This is a genomic window from Neisseria sp. P0009.S007, from assembly GCF_051962515.1.
The window spans coordinates 1-15,265 of record NZ_JBQCVF010000042.1 but is presented as its reverse complement, the minus strand read 5'-3'; the positions used below and the strand labels follow the sequence as shown (position 1 = coordinate 15,265).

General features: G+C 50.0%; 19 protein-coding genes and 1 pseudogene. 15 read left to right on the top strand and 5 right to left on the bottom strand.

Annotated elements, in window-relative coordinates; all coding sequences use genetic code 11:
- On the bottom strand, positions 1-278 hold a 278-nt coding region (locus ACTHS3_RS05800), incomplete at its 3' end, for a 1-deoxy-D-xylulose-5-phosphate synthase N-terminal domain-containing protein (RefSeq protein WP_440367365.1).
- 133 nt (positions 279-411) lie between these two features.
- Between ACTHS3_RS05800 and orn the strand changes: the two genes are divergently transcribed.
- From orn to ACTHS3_RS05770, 6 genes are all read left to right on the top strand, one after another.
- A complete protein-coding gene (gene orn / locus ACTHS3_RS05795; RefSeq protein WP_039862353.1) occupies positions 412-969 on the top strand; it encodes an oligoribonuclease in 558 nt (185 codons plus the stop codon).
- A 63-nt stretch (positions 970-1,032) separates the two neighbouring features.
- Positions 1,033-1,455, top strand: a complete 423-nt coding sequence (queD, locus tag ACTHS3_RS05790; protein ID WP_004520403.1) for a 6-carboxytetrahydropterin synthase QueD — start codon at positions 1,033-1,035, stop codon at positions 1,453-1,455.
- A 74-nt stretch (positions 1,456-1,529) separates the two neighbouring features.
- Entirely contained in the window at positions 1,530-1,901 is a 372-nt protein-coding gene (locus tag ACTHS3_RS05785) for a DUF1304 domain-containing protein (RefSeq protein WP_004520404.1), read from the top strand.
- 107 nt (positions 1,902-2,008) lie between these two features.
- The gene (locus ACTHS3_RS05780; RefSeq protein WP_049343538.1) at positions 2,009-2,644 is read left to right on the top strand and encodes a 7-carboxy-7-deazaguanine synthase QueE; all 636 of its coding nucleotides are present in this window, start codon (positions 2,009-2,011) and stop codon (positions 2,642-2,644) included.
- A gap of 332 nt (positions 2,645-2,976) precedes the next feature.
- A complete protein-coding gene (locus tag ACTHS3_RS05775) occupies positions 2,977-4,563 on the top strand; it encodes an L-lactate permease (protein ID WP_440367363.1) in 1,587 nt (528 codons plus the stop codon).
- A 297-nt stretch (positions 4,564-4,860) separates the two neighbouring features.
- On the top strand, positions 4,861-5,223 hold the full coding sequence (locus tag ACTHS3_RS05770) for an ACP-like domain-containing protein (protein WP_003748906.1): 363 nt from the start codon (positions 4,861-4,863) through the stop codon (positions 5,221-5,223).
- A gap of 137 nt (positions 5,224-5,360) precedes the next feature.
- Here the strand turns inward: ACTHS3_RS05770 and dnaN are convergent, their stop codons facing one another.
- Both dnaN and dnaA read right to left on the bottom strand, forming a co-directional pair.
- Positions 5,361-6,464 carry a DNA polymerase III subunit beta gene (gene dnaN / locus ACTHS3_RS05765; protein ID WP_004520410.1) on the bottom strand — a complete coding sequence of 368 codons (1,104 nt, stop codon included), beginning with the start codon at positions 6,462-6,464 and terminating at the stop codon, positions 5,361-5,363.
- A gap of 106 nt (positions 6,465-6,570) precedes the next feature.
- Positions 6,571-8,139, bottom strand: coding sequence for a chromosomal replication initiator protein DnaA (gene dnaA, locus ACTHS3_RS05760; protein ID WP_049343534.1), 1,569 nt, complete (start codon positions 8,137-8,139; stop codon positions 6,571-6,573).
- A gap of 319 nt (positions 8,140-8,458) precedes the next feature.
- Between dnaA and rpmH the strand changes: the two genes are divergently transcribed.
- The 4 genes from rpmH (at position 8,459) to yidC (ending at position 10,920) form a co-directional block, all read left to right on the top strand.
- Positions 8,459-8,593, top strand: coding sequence for a 50S ribosomal protein L34 (rpmH, locus tag ACTHS3_RS05755; protein ID WP_002214728.1), 135 nt, complete (start codon positions 8,459-8,461; stop codon positions 8,591-8,593).
- 2 nt (positions 8,594-8,595) lie between these two features.
- Complete coding sequence (gene rnpA / locus ACTHS3_RS05750; protein WP_049343532.1) at positions 8,596-8,934, top strand: ribonuclease P protein component; 339 nt, start codon at positions 8,596-8,598, stop codon at positions 8,932-8,934.
- The gene (gene yidD, locus ACTHS3_RS05745) at positions 8,934-9,155 is read left to right on the top strand and encodes a membrane protein insertion efficiency factor YidD (protein WP_003682178.1); all 222 of its coding nucleotides are present in this window, start codon (positions 8,934-8,936) and stop codon (positions 9,153-9,155) included. Before rnpA ends, yidD begins: the two co-directional genes overlap by 1 nt.
- A 118-nt stretch (positions 9,156-9,273) precedes the next feature.
- A complete protein-coding gene (yidC, locus tag ACTHS3_RS05740; protein WP_049336372.1) occupies positions 9,274-10,920 on the top strand; it encodes a membrane protein insertase YidC in 1,647 nt (548 codons plus the stop codon).
- Between the two features lie 94 nt (positions 10,921-11,014).
- On the opposite strand, the gene ACTHS3_RS05735 is transcribed toward yidC, so the two are convergent.
- The gene (locus tag ACTHS3_RS05735) at positions 11,015-11,725 is read right to left on the bottom strand and encodes an SAM-dependent methyltransferase (RefSeq protein WP_049336370.1); all 711 of its coding nucleotides are present in this window, start codon (positions 11,723-11,725) and stop codon (positions 11,015-11,017) included.
- Positions 11,726-11,779: 54 nt separating this feature from the next.
- Complete coding sequence (locus ACTHS3_RS05730; RefSeq protein ID WP_049336421.1) at positions 11,780-12,370, bottom strand: Maf family protein; 591 nt, start codon at positions 12,368-12,370, stop codon at positions 11,780-11,782.
- 55 nt (positions 12,371-12,425) lie between these two features.
- Between ACTHS3_RS05730 and ACTHS3_RS05725 the strand changes: the two genes are divergently transcribed.
- The 5 genes and pseudogenes from ACTHS3_RS05725 to ACTHS3_RS05705 all read left to right on the top strand — a co-directional run.
- A complete protein-coding gene (locus ACTHS3_RS05725) occupies positions 12,426-12,929 on the top strand; it encodes a YceD family protein (protein WP_049336368.1) in 504 nt (167 codons plus the stop codon).
- Between the two features lie 33 nt (positions 12,930-12,962).
- On the top strand, positions 12,963-13,142 hold the full coding sequence (rpmF, locus tag ACTHS3_RS05720; RefSeq protein ID WP_002240035.1) for a 50S ribosomal protein L32: 180 nt from the start codon (positions 12,963-12,965) through the stop codon (positions 13,140-13,142).
- A 92-nt stretch (positions 13,143-13,234) separates the two neighbouring features.
- A complete protein-coding gene (locus ACTHS3_RS05715; protein ID WP_049332638.1) occupies positions 13,235-13,759 on the top strand; it encodes a phosphoribosyltransferase in 525 nt (174 codons plus the stop codon).
- Between the two features lie 122 nt (positions 13,760-13,881).
- The gene (plsX, locus tag ACTHS3_RS05710; protein ID WP_049336419.1) at positions 13,882-14,952 is read left to right on the top strand and encodes a phosphate acyltransferase PlsX; all 1,071 of its coding nucleotides are present in this window, start codon (positions 13,882-13,884) and stop codon (positions 14,950-14,952) included.
- A gap of 152 nt (positions 14,953-15,104) precedes the next feature.
- A pseudogene (locus tag ACTHS3_RS05705) lies at positions 15,105-15,265 on the top strand (3-oxoacyl-ACP synthase); the annotation flags it as partial.

Sequence of the window (15,265 nt, the reverse complement as noted above, 5' to 3'; positions counted from 1 at the left end):
GTGTGCATTTGATTTTTGCGGCCGGTGAGGATTTTGTGCGGATAGCTTTGATGGCCGACATCCCAGACCAAATGGTCTTCTGGCGTGTCGTACACATAATGCAGCGCCACCGTCAGCTCGACCGCGCCCAAGTTACTGGCGAAATGGCCGCCCGTCTTACCGACGGAATCCAACAGAAATTCGCGCAATTCGGCGGCGACTTGCGGCAGCTGTTTTTTCTCCAGACAGCGCAAATCCTGAGGCGTATCGATAATATCGAGCAAAGGGCTTGGGTTCATGATTTTTGGCGGTGATTTTTTGTGTAACGGACGATTATATCAAGAGATTGCACAACTTGTTACAAATGCTTTCAGACGGCCCGAACCTTTATCCTTTATAATACTGCCAACTGAAAACACAAGGCCGTCTGAAATGACCCAAAACGCAAACAACCTCTGCTGGCTCGATATGGAAATGACCGGCCTCAACCCGGAACACGACCGCATTATCGAAGTCGCCATGATCATTACCGATTCCGATTTGAACGTACTGGCACAATCGGACGTTTACGTCATCCATCAAAGCGACGAGTTGCTCGACGGCATGGACGAGTGGAACACCGCCACCCACGGCCGCACCGGTCTGACCCAACGCGTGCGCGAATCCAAACTGACCGAAGCTGAAGTCGAGCAAAACCTGTTGGACTTCATGTCCGCATGGATACCCGAGAAATCCACGCCCATGTGCGGCAACTCCATCCATCAAGACCGCCGCTTCATGGTCAAATACATGCCGCGTTTGGAAGCCTATTTCCACTACCGCAACTTAGACGTGTCCACGCTGAAAGAGTTGGCCAAACGCTGGAATCCGGCCGTCGCCAAAAGCGTGGTCAAACGCGGTTCGCACAAGGCATTGGACGACATCCTCGAAAGCATCGAAGAAATGCGCCATTATCGCGAGCATTTCCTCAAACTCCCTTCCGAACAATAATCCCAAGGTCGTCTGAAACAGGTTTTACACCGTTCAGACGGCCTCATCAGCTTCCCTCATCTCATGAAAATCACCAAAATTTTTACCTTCGATTCCTCGCACATGCTCGACGGGCATGACGGCAAATGCCAAAACCTGCACGGCCACACCTACAAACTCGAAATCACTGTCTCCGCGCCCGTTATCCAAGGCGGCGCAAAAGACGGCATGGTGATGGACTTTACCGACCTGAAATCCATCGTCAAACAACACATCAACGACCCGTTCGACCATGCCTTCATCTATCACGGCAACAACGAACGCGAAAGCCAAATCGCCGCGCTTTTGGAAGGCTGGAACATGAAAACCCTGCGCCTGCCCTGCCGCACCACCGCCGAAAACATGAGCGTAGAAATGTATGGCCGTCTGAAAAACGCCGGTGTCAAAGTGTGCAGCGTGAAACTATGGGAAACGCCGACCTCGTATGCGGAATATGAAGGGGAATAAACCGGCATTTTGTATTTTTTCAGACGGCCTGTTCCCCCAACATATCCATACGCTAAACATCAAAAGGAATCTTCATGAAAATCATCTCCACCCTCCTCGTCCTTTTCGTCGCTGTCGAACACTTCTACATCGCCTGGCTCGAAATGACGCAAATCCCAAGCGAAAAAGCGTCAGAGCTGTTCAACATGCCTTACGAATTTATGGAACAAAAACGCGTACAAACCCTGTTTTCCAACCAAGGCCTGTACAACGGCTTCCTCGCCATCGGCTTGGTATGGGCGCGCTTTGCCGCACCCGACAACGCGGTTTACGGCGCGACCATCCTGTTCCTCGGCTTCGTCCTCATCGCCGCCGCATGGGGCGCGTTTTCATCCGGCAACAAAAGCATTTTGCTCAAACAAGGCTTGCCGGCATTTTTGGCCGCAGCAGCCGTCATTGCCGCTTAAGCACACCCAGCCATTCTTTCCTATTGAACTGACAGAAAGAATGGCTGCCTCAACCGATTTCTCAAAACGCTTCACCACAACGATTCAATCCCACACACCCGACATTCATGACCATTCACATCACGCCGAACAATCCCCAATACCGCATTGTCGAAATCTTTGAAAGCCTGCAAGGCGAAGGCTGGAATACAGGCATGCCCGCCGTTTTCATCCGTTTGGGCAAATGCAATCTCGCGTGCAGCTGGTGCGATACCGACTACCTTAAATTCGGCATGATGAGCCTGTCCGATATTTTAGGCCGTCTGAAAACCTACACGGCGCGCAACATCATCATTACCGGCGGCGAACCTACCATCCAACCGCATTTGGATACCCTGCTCAATGCACTCAAAGCCGAAGGCTATTTTCTGTGTATCGAAACCAACGGCCTCAACCCCGCGCCGCCGCAAATCGACTACGTTGCCACCAGTCCCAAAGCCTGTTACGCCGCTAAATACGAAAAAAGTTGCATCGAGAAAGCAGACGAAGTGCGCATTGTCGCCGACGGTGATGTCATTTCGTTTTGCCAAGAGATGGAACGCAAAATCCGCGCCCGACATTACTATCTTTCCCCCTGCGAACAAGACGGCGCAATGAATATCTACGACACCATCCGCCAAATCGGCGTGTTAAACAGCCGAGCCGACGCCCCCGTCCATTGGCAACTGAGCGTACAAACGCATAAATGGGCAGGAATAGAATAATTCGTTTGAAATCAATTAAAAACAAAACCTTTACAAAATATTTAATGTAAATACCATTCCATATTCGACCAAATGCACTACTGGCAATGCTCTCAGGCTGTCTGAAAACCCTATTTCAGACGGCCTTTTTTATTACAAACCCCTTGACCGATTACATAAGATTACGTAAAGTGTGCAACAGTTTTCATAAATTGGTAAAACCAATTTACCTGATAACTGATTGCATCTAAAAAGGTGGCAATCCTTATTCGAAAAACATCTATTACTCAACACATCGCATCAAACCGCCATTGATTGACGGTTATGATGCCCGTTGCCCCGAGGATAATCCCATGGCTCTCTTTCTCAGTATTTTTCCCATCGTGCTGCTGATCTGGCTGATGGTTAAGAAAAACAGTATGCCGTCCTACGTCGCGCTGCCGATTACCGCCGCGCTGATTTATGCCATCAAACTGTTTTATTTCGGCGACAACGCCATGTTGCTCAACGCAACAGCCGCGTCCGGCCTCGTCTCTACCCTGACCCCGATTACCGTGATTTTCGGTGCCATTATGTTCAACCGCATGATGGAAACCACCGGCTGTATCGACGTCATCCGCAAATGGCTGGCCACCATCAGCCCGAACCCGATTGCCCAATTGATGATCATCGGCTGGTCTTTCGCCTTTATGATTGAAGGCGCGTCCGGTTTCGGTACGCCTGCCGCCATTGCCGCGCCAATCCTGATGAGCTTGGGCTTCAACCCGTTAAAAGTAGCCATCTTCGCTTTGGTGATGAACTCCGTACCTGTTTCCTTCGGTGCAGTAGGTACTCCGACTTGGTTCGGCTTTGCGCCTTTGGGCTTGGATCAAAAGAGCATTATGGAAATCGGTATGCAAACCGGCGTCATGCACTTCTTTGCTGGTTTCATCATCCCCGTCATCGGCTTGAGCTTCATCGTACCTTGGGCTGAAATCCGTAAAAACCTGGGCTTTATCGGTATCGCCGTATTCTCCTGTACCCTTCCTTACGTTGCATTGGCGATGGTCAATGAAGAATTCCCATCTCTGGTTGCCGGCGCAATCGGCCTGATGGTGTCCGTATTCGCAGCAAACCGCGGCTGGGGCTTGAGCAAAGATTACGCCAAAGACCCGAATGCAGAAAAAGTACCTTTCGCACAAGTTGCCAAAGCACTGGCTCCTTTGGGTATGCTGATCGGCATGCTGGTGGTAACCCGTATCAAACAGTTGGGCATCAAAGGCCTGCTGACCAGTAAAGAAGAATGGTTCAGCTTCCAACTGCCGTTTAACTTATCCAAAATTACCGTCAGCGACTCCCTGACCATTACCTTCGGCAACATCTTCGGCCAAGGCGTGAACGCTTCCTACCAAACCCTCTACGTTCCGGCTTGGATTCCGTTTGTCTTCACCGTTTGGATCTGCATCCTGCTGTACCAAACCAAATTCAAAGATGCATGGTCTTTCTACGCGGCAACCTTCAACCAAACCAAAAAACCTCTGCTTGCCCTGATGGGTGCGCTGATTATGGTTCAGCTGATGATGGTTGGCGGCGATGACTCCATGGTGAAAATCATCGGTAAAGAGTTTGCCGCGATGGCAGGCGAACACTGGGTGTACTTCTCCCCTTACCTTGGCGCAATCGGTGCATTCTTCTCCGGTTCCAACACTGTATCCAACCTGACTTTTGGTCCGATTCAACAACAAATCGCGCTTGATACCGGCCTGTCCGTTACCCTCATCCTCGCCCTGCAATCCGTCGGCGGCGCAATGGGTAACATGGTCTGCATCAACAACATCATCGCCGTATGCAGCGTGTTGAACGTGAACAACGCCGAAGGTGCCATCATCAAGAAAACTGTCATCCCAATGACCATCTACGGCATCATCGCCGTGACTGTGGCTGCAATTTTCTTTTTGTAAACCGCTTCATATCAAAGGCCGTCTGAATATTCAGACGGCCTTTTTTGTATTCTTTCGCTATATTTCTTAAAGAATCATTAATGTATATATTCCGCAACAACCCACATAACTACTTTGCAACACCAAATTACAAACAACTTTCTATTAATAAACAATCGGGTAATCATAAGTAAACACTGTTTTGCAATTTACCTAATTGCCACTACCGACAAAACGCCTAAAATACGCTTCATCTGCAAACGGAAACCCTTTCTCACTTTGCAAGATAACACACAACCCTCATATGGAGCTTAGATCATGAAATTACTTTCTGTTATCACTGCAGCCGCATTGGCTACTGTTTCCTTCTCTGCTGCCGCTGCACCTGCCGGCTTCGTTTCTTACCGTTGTGACGGTGGCAAATCACTAAACGTGATGTACGGCTTTGACCGTAGCGGCCGTGCAGTTACTGCTGACGTAAACGCCGGTGGCAAAAAAGCCTCTTTGGTTGTCGACAAAAAACGTTCTGACAGCACTGGCACTACTTTCACCAACCGTCGCGGCTATGTAATGTCTGCCGGTTTCATCGACAAAAACACCCACACTACTTCTGAAGTAGTTGGCGTGAACGCCCCTAACGGCTCATTCCTGGTGAAAAACTGCGAACCACGTCCACGTTAATCCCAGTCTTCCTATTTAGCCGAATCATCCCGGTTTGATAGAAAGGCCGTCTGAAAAACAATTTTCAGACGGCCTTTTGATTCAAGCCTATAAAAAAGAGCGTGTACCCTACACGCTCTTTTTGTTTGTTTTCCGAATCAAATACGCATCGGCATTACGATGTATTTGAAGTTCGGATTGTTTGGCACGGTAAACAGCGTTGAACGGTTAGCATCGCCGAAAGCAAGCTGCATATCGTCGGAGTGGATGTTACGCAACACGTCCATCAAGTAGCCGATGTTGAAACCGACTTCCAGTTCTCCGCCTTGGTAAGCGATTTCCAGCTCTTCGCGCGCTTCTTCCTGCTCGTTGTTGCTACATACGACACTCAGCAAACCAGGCTGCAGAAACAGTCGTGCGCCGCGGAATTTTTCATTGGCAAGAATGGCGGCACGTTCAAGCGCACCCAAAAGCTGGGTACGGGACACGAGGAAAATCTTGTCGTTATCCAAAGGAATCACGCGGTTAAAGTCAGGGAACTTGCCGTCGATGACTTTGCTGACAATAGTCGTGCCATTGCATTGGAAGCGTACTTGATTGTCCAAAAGCTCAACGGTGATGGACTCGGACGGATTGTTCAACAGCTTGAAGAGCTCCAATACCGTTTTGCGCGGCAGGATCACTTCCGTTTTCGGCAGTTCTGCCTCAATTTGGCTGGCCGCATAAGCAAGGCGGTGGCCGTCGGTTGCAACAAGGCGCAATTGGTTTCCTTCAACCTGCATCAGCAAGCCGTTGAGGTAATAGCGGATATCTTGAACCGCCATGCTGTATTGCACTTGCGAAAGCATGGTTTTGAAGGTTTCTTGAGTCAGCGAGAAAGTCGCGCTGACGTCGCTGCCGACGTTCATCAACGGAAAGTCTTCAGCAGGCAGGGTTTGCAGGGCAAAACGGGATTTGCCCGCGCGCAAAGTCAAACGGTTGTCCGCCCAATCCAGTGACACCAACGCACTGTCAGGCAGGGCGCGCAAAATGTCTTGGAATTTTTTAGCGTTGGTCGTAATGCGGAAATCGCCTGCCTGACTTTCAGGGCCGGCGGTATTGATTTGGATTTCCAAGTCGGTTGCCAAAAGTTTGGTTTGTCCGTCTTTGCTTTCCAGCAACACATTGGACAAAATCGGCAGAGTATGGCGACGTTCGACAATACCGGTAACGGCTTGCAACGGCTTGAGCAGACTGTCGCGATCGGCTTGTAAAATCAGCATGTTCCATTCCTTTGAATTTGAAATCGGTTGATTTGGGTATTTTAAAATATTTTTTGTATTCAGACGGCCTCACATTGACATCAGGCCGTCTGAATATTGCATTGGGTCAGTTCTGAATCAAAATCAGCAGTTTTTCGTAGTCTTGTGCCAATTCGGGATCTTCTTCACGCAGTTTCGCCACCGCTTTGACACCGTGCATCACGGTCGTGTGGTCGCGGCCGCCAAAGGCATCGCCGATAGAAGGCAGGCTGAGCGTGGTCAGCTCTTTGGTCAGGCTCATGGCAACTTGGCGCGGACGGGCAATGTTGCGCGTACGTTTTTTGCCTAATATATCGCTGATTTTAATACGGTAGTATTTGGCTGTCGCATCGATGATGATGTCTGCGGTAATGACTTTGTGTTTTTCGGCAATAATATCCTGTAAAGCCGTACGCGCCAAATCCATGTCGATGACAGGACGATTCATAAAACGGCTGCTGGCGCTGACACGGTTGAACGCACCTTCCAGCTCACGCACATTGGAGCGGATCAGATTGGCGATAAACAGAGCGGCTTCGTCTTCGATACTGATACCGGCTGCTTCTGCCTTTTTCTGCAAAATCGCCACGCGCATTTCCAATTCGGGCGGTTCAAGTTCCAACGTCAAACCCCATGAGAAACGGGATTTGAGACGGTCGTCCATGCCCTCGATTTTGGCAGGCAATACGTCGCACGTCAGAATCAGCTGTTTTTTCTCGTTGTGGAAATGGTTGTACAGATAGAAGAATTCTTCCATCGTGCGGTCTTTGCCTTTGATGAACTGAATATCGTCGATAATCAGCAGGTCATATTGTTTGTATTGTTGCTTGAATACATCGTAAGTATTGTTGCGCACAGCCTTCATAAAGCTGCGGATATAGTCGTCCGAGTGCATATAGCGCACTTTGGCATCAGGACGGTTTTTCAACAATTCGTTGCCGATGGCCTGCACCAAGTGGGTTTTACCCAAACCAGTACTGCCGTATAAGAAAAACGGGTTGTAGCCCTGCCCCGGATTTTCAGCAATCGCTTGGGCGGCTGCGGCGGCAAGGCGGTTGCCCTTACCTTCCACCAAAGTTTCAAATGTATAGTCGCGCGACAGATTGGTCTGTTCGTAGCGCGCTTCTTCCGCATCGTGTTGTGCGTCGGTTTTGGCTTTGGCAACTGCTTTAGACTCAGCCGGAGCGGCAGTTTGCACTTGAGGCTCATGCGGCAGGTTTTTCATGCGTTGTGCCAAAATCTCGGCAGCCGTCATGGCAGTGGCAGGCTTGGAAACCGTTTCAGACGGCCTATCTTCTTCCATTGGCGCAGCAGTTTGCAAAGGCATTTGAACAGGCTCTACAAATTCTTCAACTTCAATGACTTCTTGCACTTGCACCGGCGCAACAGTCTGAGCCGCCATTTCATAATGCGTACCTACGCCCGGCTTAAACGCGAAAGCAGCCTGCTGAGGCACCAATTCGGCACGCACGGCGTCAATTTTGGCGGCAAACTGGCTTTTGAGCATATTGCAGGCAAATTGGTTTTTACCATACACCACCCATACGCCGTTTTCTTCGCTCACGGTCAAAGGCGCAATCCATTGCGCAAACTGCCCGGCAGGCAACATTTCGTGAAGGCGGCAAAGGCACAGCGGCCAAAATTCAGCTAACGTCATGAGATTAAGCTCGGAAAATGGAAGATTTGGGAAATACAAGAAGGCAGAGCAGACAGGCAATCCGATAAAAATCAAATTCTTACGATACTCCCGCTGCTTTCAGACGGCCTTGCGCACAGAGAAAAGCAAGGTTGGGCGATTATACCCATTCTGCTCTTTTTTATCCACAACCGCCGCAAAATTTTATCCACAAATTCTATCAATGCATAAAACCCGTTGTCACACTTTGGCCAACGAAAAGTTTTTATATTGATTGACAAAAGCGGCAAATTGGAGTGTAATTCACGGTTTAATTATCTACCAATTTTTAGGAAACATCATGAAACGCACTTATCAACCTTCCGTTACCAAACGCAAACGCACCCACGGCTTCTTGGTTCGCTCCAAAACTCGTGGTGGTCGCGCAGTATTGGCTGCCCGTCGCGCCAAAGGCCGCAAACGCTTGGCTGTATAATTTTGAATTACGGCTTCTCAAAGCAGTATCGCTTATTAAAAACGGATGATTTTTCATCCGTTTTTGCGTTGAAAAACCGACGCAGCCGCGATTTGCTGCAAGTCTCCCAGTCCGCAGACAACGCGCTCGGCCATCCGCGCCTTGGTTTGGTCGTCAGCAAAAAGACCGCCAAACGCGCCCATGACCGCAATTATATGAAGCGCGTCATCCGCGACTGGTTCAGGCTGAATCAACACCAGCTGCCGCCGCATGATTTTGTTGTGCGCGTGCGTCAGGCGTTTAATCGGGAAACTGCCCCGGAAGCTCGAAACCAACTTGCCCAGCTGATGAAAAAACGCTGATGAATACCCTGCTTTCCAAGCTCCTCCTTGCACTCATCCGCTTTTACCAATACTGCATCAGCCCCCTCATTCCGCCGCGCTGCCGCTATACCCCGACCTGTTCACAATACGCAGTCGAAGCCGTCAAAAAATACGGCGCATTCAAAGGCGGATGGCTGGCAATCAAACGCATCGCACGATGCCATCCTTTCGGCGGACACGGACATGACCCTGTTCCATAATGCTGCTGTCAACCATTTAAAGAACACGATTTCCTTTAATTTCCCGTCGGTTTCTATATAATGCCGTCTGAAGCAGTTTTCATCTCGATTACCTATCCGTCAATTCCAGGAATCTCTTATGGATTTTAAAAGACTAATGGCGTTTTTTGCCATTTCAGTGGCAATTTTTGCCGGCTGGGAACATTTTTTCCCCAGCCCCAAACCTAATCCGGCGCAACAAGCCGCGCAACAGCAAACGGCCGCTGCTCCGGCAAAAGCCGCTGCCGAAGCCGCGCTTGCTCCAGCCACCCCCATTACCGTTACCACAGACACGGTCAAAGCCGTCATCGATGAAAAAAGCGGCGATCTGCGCCAGCTGACCCTCTTGCAATACAAAGCAACCGGTGACGAACACAAACCTTTCGTCCTGTTTAACGACGGCAAGGAATACACCTACGTTGCCCAATCCGAGCTTTTGGACGCACAAGGTAACAACGTACTAAAAGGCATCAGCTTTACCGCTCCGCAAAAACAATACAGTTTGGAAGGCGACAAAGTTGAAGTCCGCCTGAGCGCACCTGAAACCAACGGCCTGAAAATCGACAAAGTTTATACTTTTACCAAAGGCAGCTACTTGGTTAACGTCCGTTTCGACATTACCAACAGCAAAGGCCAACCCGTCAACCTGAGCGCAGACTACCGCATCGTCCGCGACCACAGCGAACCTGAAGGCCAAGGCTACTTTACCCGCTCTTACGTCGGCCCGGTGGTTTACACCCCTGAAGGCGGCTTCCAAAAAGTCAGCTTCTCTGATTTGGACGACGATGCCAAATCCGGCAAATCCGAAGCCGAATACATCCGCAAAATGCCGACCGGCTGGCTCGGCATGATTGAACACCATTTCATGTCCACTTGGATTTTGCAGCCTAAAGACGGCCAAAGCGTTTGCGCCGCAGGCGACTGCCGTATCGACATCAAACGTCGCAACGACAACCTGTACAGCGCAAGCGTCAGCGTGCCTTTAGCCGCCATTCAAGCCGGCGCGAAAGCCGAAACCGCCATCAACCTGTATGCCGGTCCGCAAACCACTTCCGTTATCGCCAACATCGCCGACAAACTGCAACTGGCCAAAGACTACGGCAAAGTACACTGGTTCGCCTCCCCGCTCTTCTGGCTCTTGAACCAACTGCACAACATCATCGGCAACTGGGGCTGGGCAATCATCGTTTTGACCATCATCGTCAAAGCCGTGCTGTACCCGTTGACCAACGCCTCTTACCGCTCTATGGCAAAAATGCGTGCCGCTGCACCTAAATTGCAAGCTATCAAAGAGAAATACGGCGATGACCGCATGGCGCAACAACAAGCCATGATGCAGCTTTACAAAGACGAGAAAATCAATCCGCTGGGCGGCTGTCTGCCTATGCTGTTGCAAATCCCCGTCTTCATCGGTCTGTACTGGGCATTGTTCGCCTCCGTAGAATTGCGTCAAGCGCCTTGGTTGGGTTGGATTACCGACTTGAGCCGTCCGGATCCTTTCTACATCCTGCCTTTGATTATGGCGGCGACCATGTTTGCACAAACTTATCTGAATCCGCCGTCAACCGACCCTATGCAGGCGAAAATGATGAAAGTCATGCCTTTGATTTTCTCCATCATGTTCTTCTTCTTCCCTGCCGGTTTGGTTCTGTACTGGGTAGTCAACAACCTCTTGACCATCGCCCAACAATGGCACATCAACCGCAGCATCGAAAAACAACGCGCCCAAGGCGAAGTCGTTTCTTGATAAAAGCTTAGGCAACATAAAGGCCGTCTGTTGTTCAGACGGCCTTTTTTATTTCCTCAAACAAATACAGTTTGAGATTGAACCCAATCCAGTTTTAAGCGGCATGAAGCACAAAAATCGTCGGGCGTTTTTTCAAATTCGGCATTTCTTTTCTTTTCCGCCACTGCGCAATCGTTTGGCTGATGATTTCCTGTGTCGGTAAGGTTAAGTCCGTGGCCACGCATAATCGCGTTTCAGGATGCAGGTTTTCCACCGCATCAGCCAACAACGCATCGTTGCGATACGGCGTTTCGATAAACAGCTGCGTTTCATTCTGCTGGCGCGAACGTTGTTCCAAAGCCTTCAAACACTGAATCCGCTCATTTTTTTCAGACGGCAAATAACCCTTAAACGCAAAGTTCTGACCATTCGCACCCGAAGCCATCAGCGCCAGCAACAAACTGGACGGCCCGACCAAAGGTCGTACTTCAAAACCGTGTTTATGCGCCAACGCCACCAAATTCGCGCCCGGGTCGGCAACAGCCGGGCAACCTGCCTCACTGACAATACCCATACTGCGCCCTTCTTGCAAAGGTTTCAGCAATTCCGGCAAAGTCTTCAAATCCGTGTGTTCATTCAGCGTTTGCAGATTCAGCTCGCGGATAGGCGTAGTTACGCCCAAATGTTTCAAATGCGCGCGCGCTGTTTTTTCCGCTTCTACGACAAAATCCGTCAGCCCGACAATCGCCTGTTGTTCATGCGGCAACAGGCATGGCGTATCAGGCGCACCCAAAGGGGTAGGAATCAAATACAAAATCGGTTTCATTCTTGCAACTCCAAAAAATCTCAGGCCGTCTGAACACATTCAGACGGCCTCAAACTATAAAACTTCCACACCTTCGTTTTTCAAAAAATCAATCAGACGGAAAATCGGAAGGCCGATCAAAGCATTCGGGTCCGTACTTTCAATCCGCTCCAACAAAGCGGCGCCCAAACCCTCGCTTTTCGCCGCACCGGCGCAATAAACTGCATCCGGCTCGCGTTCCAAATATCGGCTGATTTGTTCCTGCGACAACTGGCGCATGGCAACCACCGTATGATCGACATGATGCTGAACCTTGCCCGTAGCAGTATTCAAAAGCACGATTGCGCTGTAAAATTCAATCCGTTTTCCGCTTAAGTTTTCCAGCATCTGTTGTGCATTTGCGACGTTCATCGGCTTACCCAATTGACGTCCTTCGCACCATGCCACTTGGTCTGCACCGATAATCAGCGCGGCAGGAAAAGCTGCCGCCAATGAACGGGCTTTGCCTTCCGCCAAACGCAGCGCCGTTTCGCCTGCATGTTCGCCCGCAATAGGCGTTTCGTCAAAATCAGGCGATGCCGTCTGAAAATCGATACCCAAACGGCGAAGCTGTCCGCAGCGGAAAACCGAACTCGACCCTAAAACCAAAGGCAGTTTTACTTCCATATTTTTACTTAAAAACATTGACGTTAGACTGCCAAAATTATATCATACTCCGTTTATGTCATACCCTAATTTGATTGACCCAGAAGTTTTCGCCGCCGAAGGGCAGAATCTGCAAGGCAGCTTCCTGCTCGAAGAATTGGATGAACGAGTCAGTTCGCACGATTATCCGGCCGACAAACAGACACGCGTGTCGTTTACGCTGCAAGGCGGTCGCGACCGGCTGCAACGTCTGTTTCTCGATTTAAACGTCAAAGCCGACATGCCCCTGATTTGCCAGCGTTGCATTACGCCCATGCCGTTTCTACTCGATGAAACCAGCCGTATCGTCCTGTTTGCCGATGAAGAGAGTTTGGACGAAGCCATGCTTACCGATGAAGAATTGGAAGGCATGCTGCTCGAAAAAGAGCTTGACGTGCGGACTCTGGTTGAAGACCAAATCCTGATGTCGCTCCCTTTCTCCCCTCGACACGAAGACTGCGGCAACAATGGAACACTGGACGAAGTCAATCGGGACAAACCAAACCCCTTCGCTGTTTTAGCAGGTTTGAAAAGCAGTTAATTAGGACACAGTTTATTTATCTAGGAGCTTGAAATGGCCGTTCAACAAAACAAAAAATCCCCTTCTAAACGCGGTATGCACCGTTCACACGACGCTCTGACTGCGCCTTCTCTGTCTGTTGACAGCGCAACCGGCGAAGTGCATCGTCCACACCACATTTCTCCAAACGGTATGTACCGTGGCCGTAAAGTGGTAAAAGCTAAAGGCGAATAATCCGTTCGTCTGACTGAAAAAGCCAGAATATTGCCATGCAATGACTGGCTTTTTTGCATTGCACCCTGTATTTTCCTCTTCGGAAGCACACCATGAAACGTAAAATCTGGTACACCTACGACGACATCCACCGCGTAATCAAAGGATTGGCGGAAAAAATCCAAAACTCCGGCACCAAATACGATGCCATGATTGCCATTGGCGGCGGCGGTTTTATCCCTGCCCGCATGTTGCGCTGCTTCTTGGAAATTCCGATTTACGCCGTCACCACAGCCTACTACGACAACGATCACGAAGGTCAAGTGACCGAGGAAGTGAAAAAAGTCCAATGGCTCGATCCCGTTCCCGATGTACTGAAAGGCAAAAACGTACTGGTTGTTGACGAAGTGGACGACAGCCGCGTTACCATGGAATTCTGCCTGAACGAATTGTTGAAAGAAGATTTCGGCACTATCGGCGTGGCAGTATTGCATGAAAAAATCAAAGCCAAAGTTGGCAAGATTCCCGAAGGCATCCCTTATTTCAGCGGCATCACCGTTGAAGACTGGTGGATCAACTATCCTTGGGACGCGCTGGACATCGACGAACACAACAAATTGGCCGCGCAAAACCAATAAATCTGGTACGACCATCGCAACAAGCCTTTTCATCTGATTTTCCATTCAATCTCCTGAAAATCGGATGAGTGTGCTTTTCCGATTGTTTGATGCCGTCTGAAACACACAAACCGGAGAACAACATGATTACACTGGCCGTAGATGCCATGGGCGGAGATGCAGGCCTTGCGATTACCGTCCCCGGTGCAGTGGATTTCCTGAAACAGCAATCCGACGTACATCTGATTATGGTCGGAGATGAAGCAGCAGTCCGCCAAGCATTAAGCTCGGCAGGCGCACCTATGGACCGCATTACTGTCTGCCATGCAGCGCAAGTCGTCGAAATGGATGAAGCACCGCAATCTGCGCTGAAAAATAAAAAAGAATCATCCATGCGCATCGCCATCAACCAAGTTAAAGAAGGCAACGCGCAAGCTGCCGTATCGGCAGGCAATACCGGCGCACTGATGGCGACCGCCCGATTCGTCCTCAAAACCATTCCCGGCATTGAGCGCCCTGCTATCGCCAAATTCCTGCCTTCCGACAGCGAACACGTTACTCTGGCTTTGGATTTGGGAGCTAACGTCGACTGTACGCCCGAACAACTGGTTCAATTTGCCATCATCGGCAGCGAGCTGGTACACGCGCTACACCCCGAAAAAGGTAGCCCGCGCGTCGCCCTCTTGAACGTCGGTACAGAAGACATCAAAGGTACGGATGCCGTCAAACAAACCTTTAAACTGTTGAGCAGCAGCAAACTCAACTTTATCGGCAATATCGAAAGCAACAGCGTTTTGTATGGCGAAGCCGATGTCGTTGTCGCAGACGGGTTTGTCGGCAACGTTATGCTCAAAACCATCGAAGGCGCGGTTAAATTCATGAGCGGCGCCATCCGTCGTGAATTCAAAAGCACCCTGTTCAACAAACTTGCCGCCATTGCCGCCCTGCCCGCACTCAAAGGTTTGAAAGGCAAACTGGATCCGCGCAAATTTAACGGCGCCATCCTGCTTGGTTTACGCGGTATTGTGATTAAGAGCCACGGTGGAACCGACGAAGTCGGCTTCCGTTATGCTTTGGAAGAAGCCTACCACGAAGCCAAATCCGCCGGCCTCGCTAAAATCGAACAAGGCGTAGCCACCCAGTTGGCTGCTTTGGAAGCCGCCAAAGCAGCAGCCGAACTGGAAGAAACCGCTACTCCAGCAACGGAAGCTTAAGGCTGATATACACAGGCCGTCTGAAACTCCAAAAAGTTCAGACGGCCTGTTTTTATCTTTAATCACCGACTTCATTCTTAATATTGGGAATTTTCCCATTTTCGCTTACAATACCCGACTATCTGAATCAACTCTCTAAAAAGGCCGTTCTCATGCAATATGCCAAAATTTCCGGTACAGGCAGCTACCTTCCTGCCAACCGCGTCAGCAATGACGACCTTGCCAAAAAAGTGGACACTTCCGACGAGTGGATTACCACGCGTACAGGTATCAAATTTCGCCATATTGCAGACGACAGCGAAAAAACCAGCGA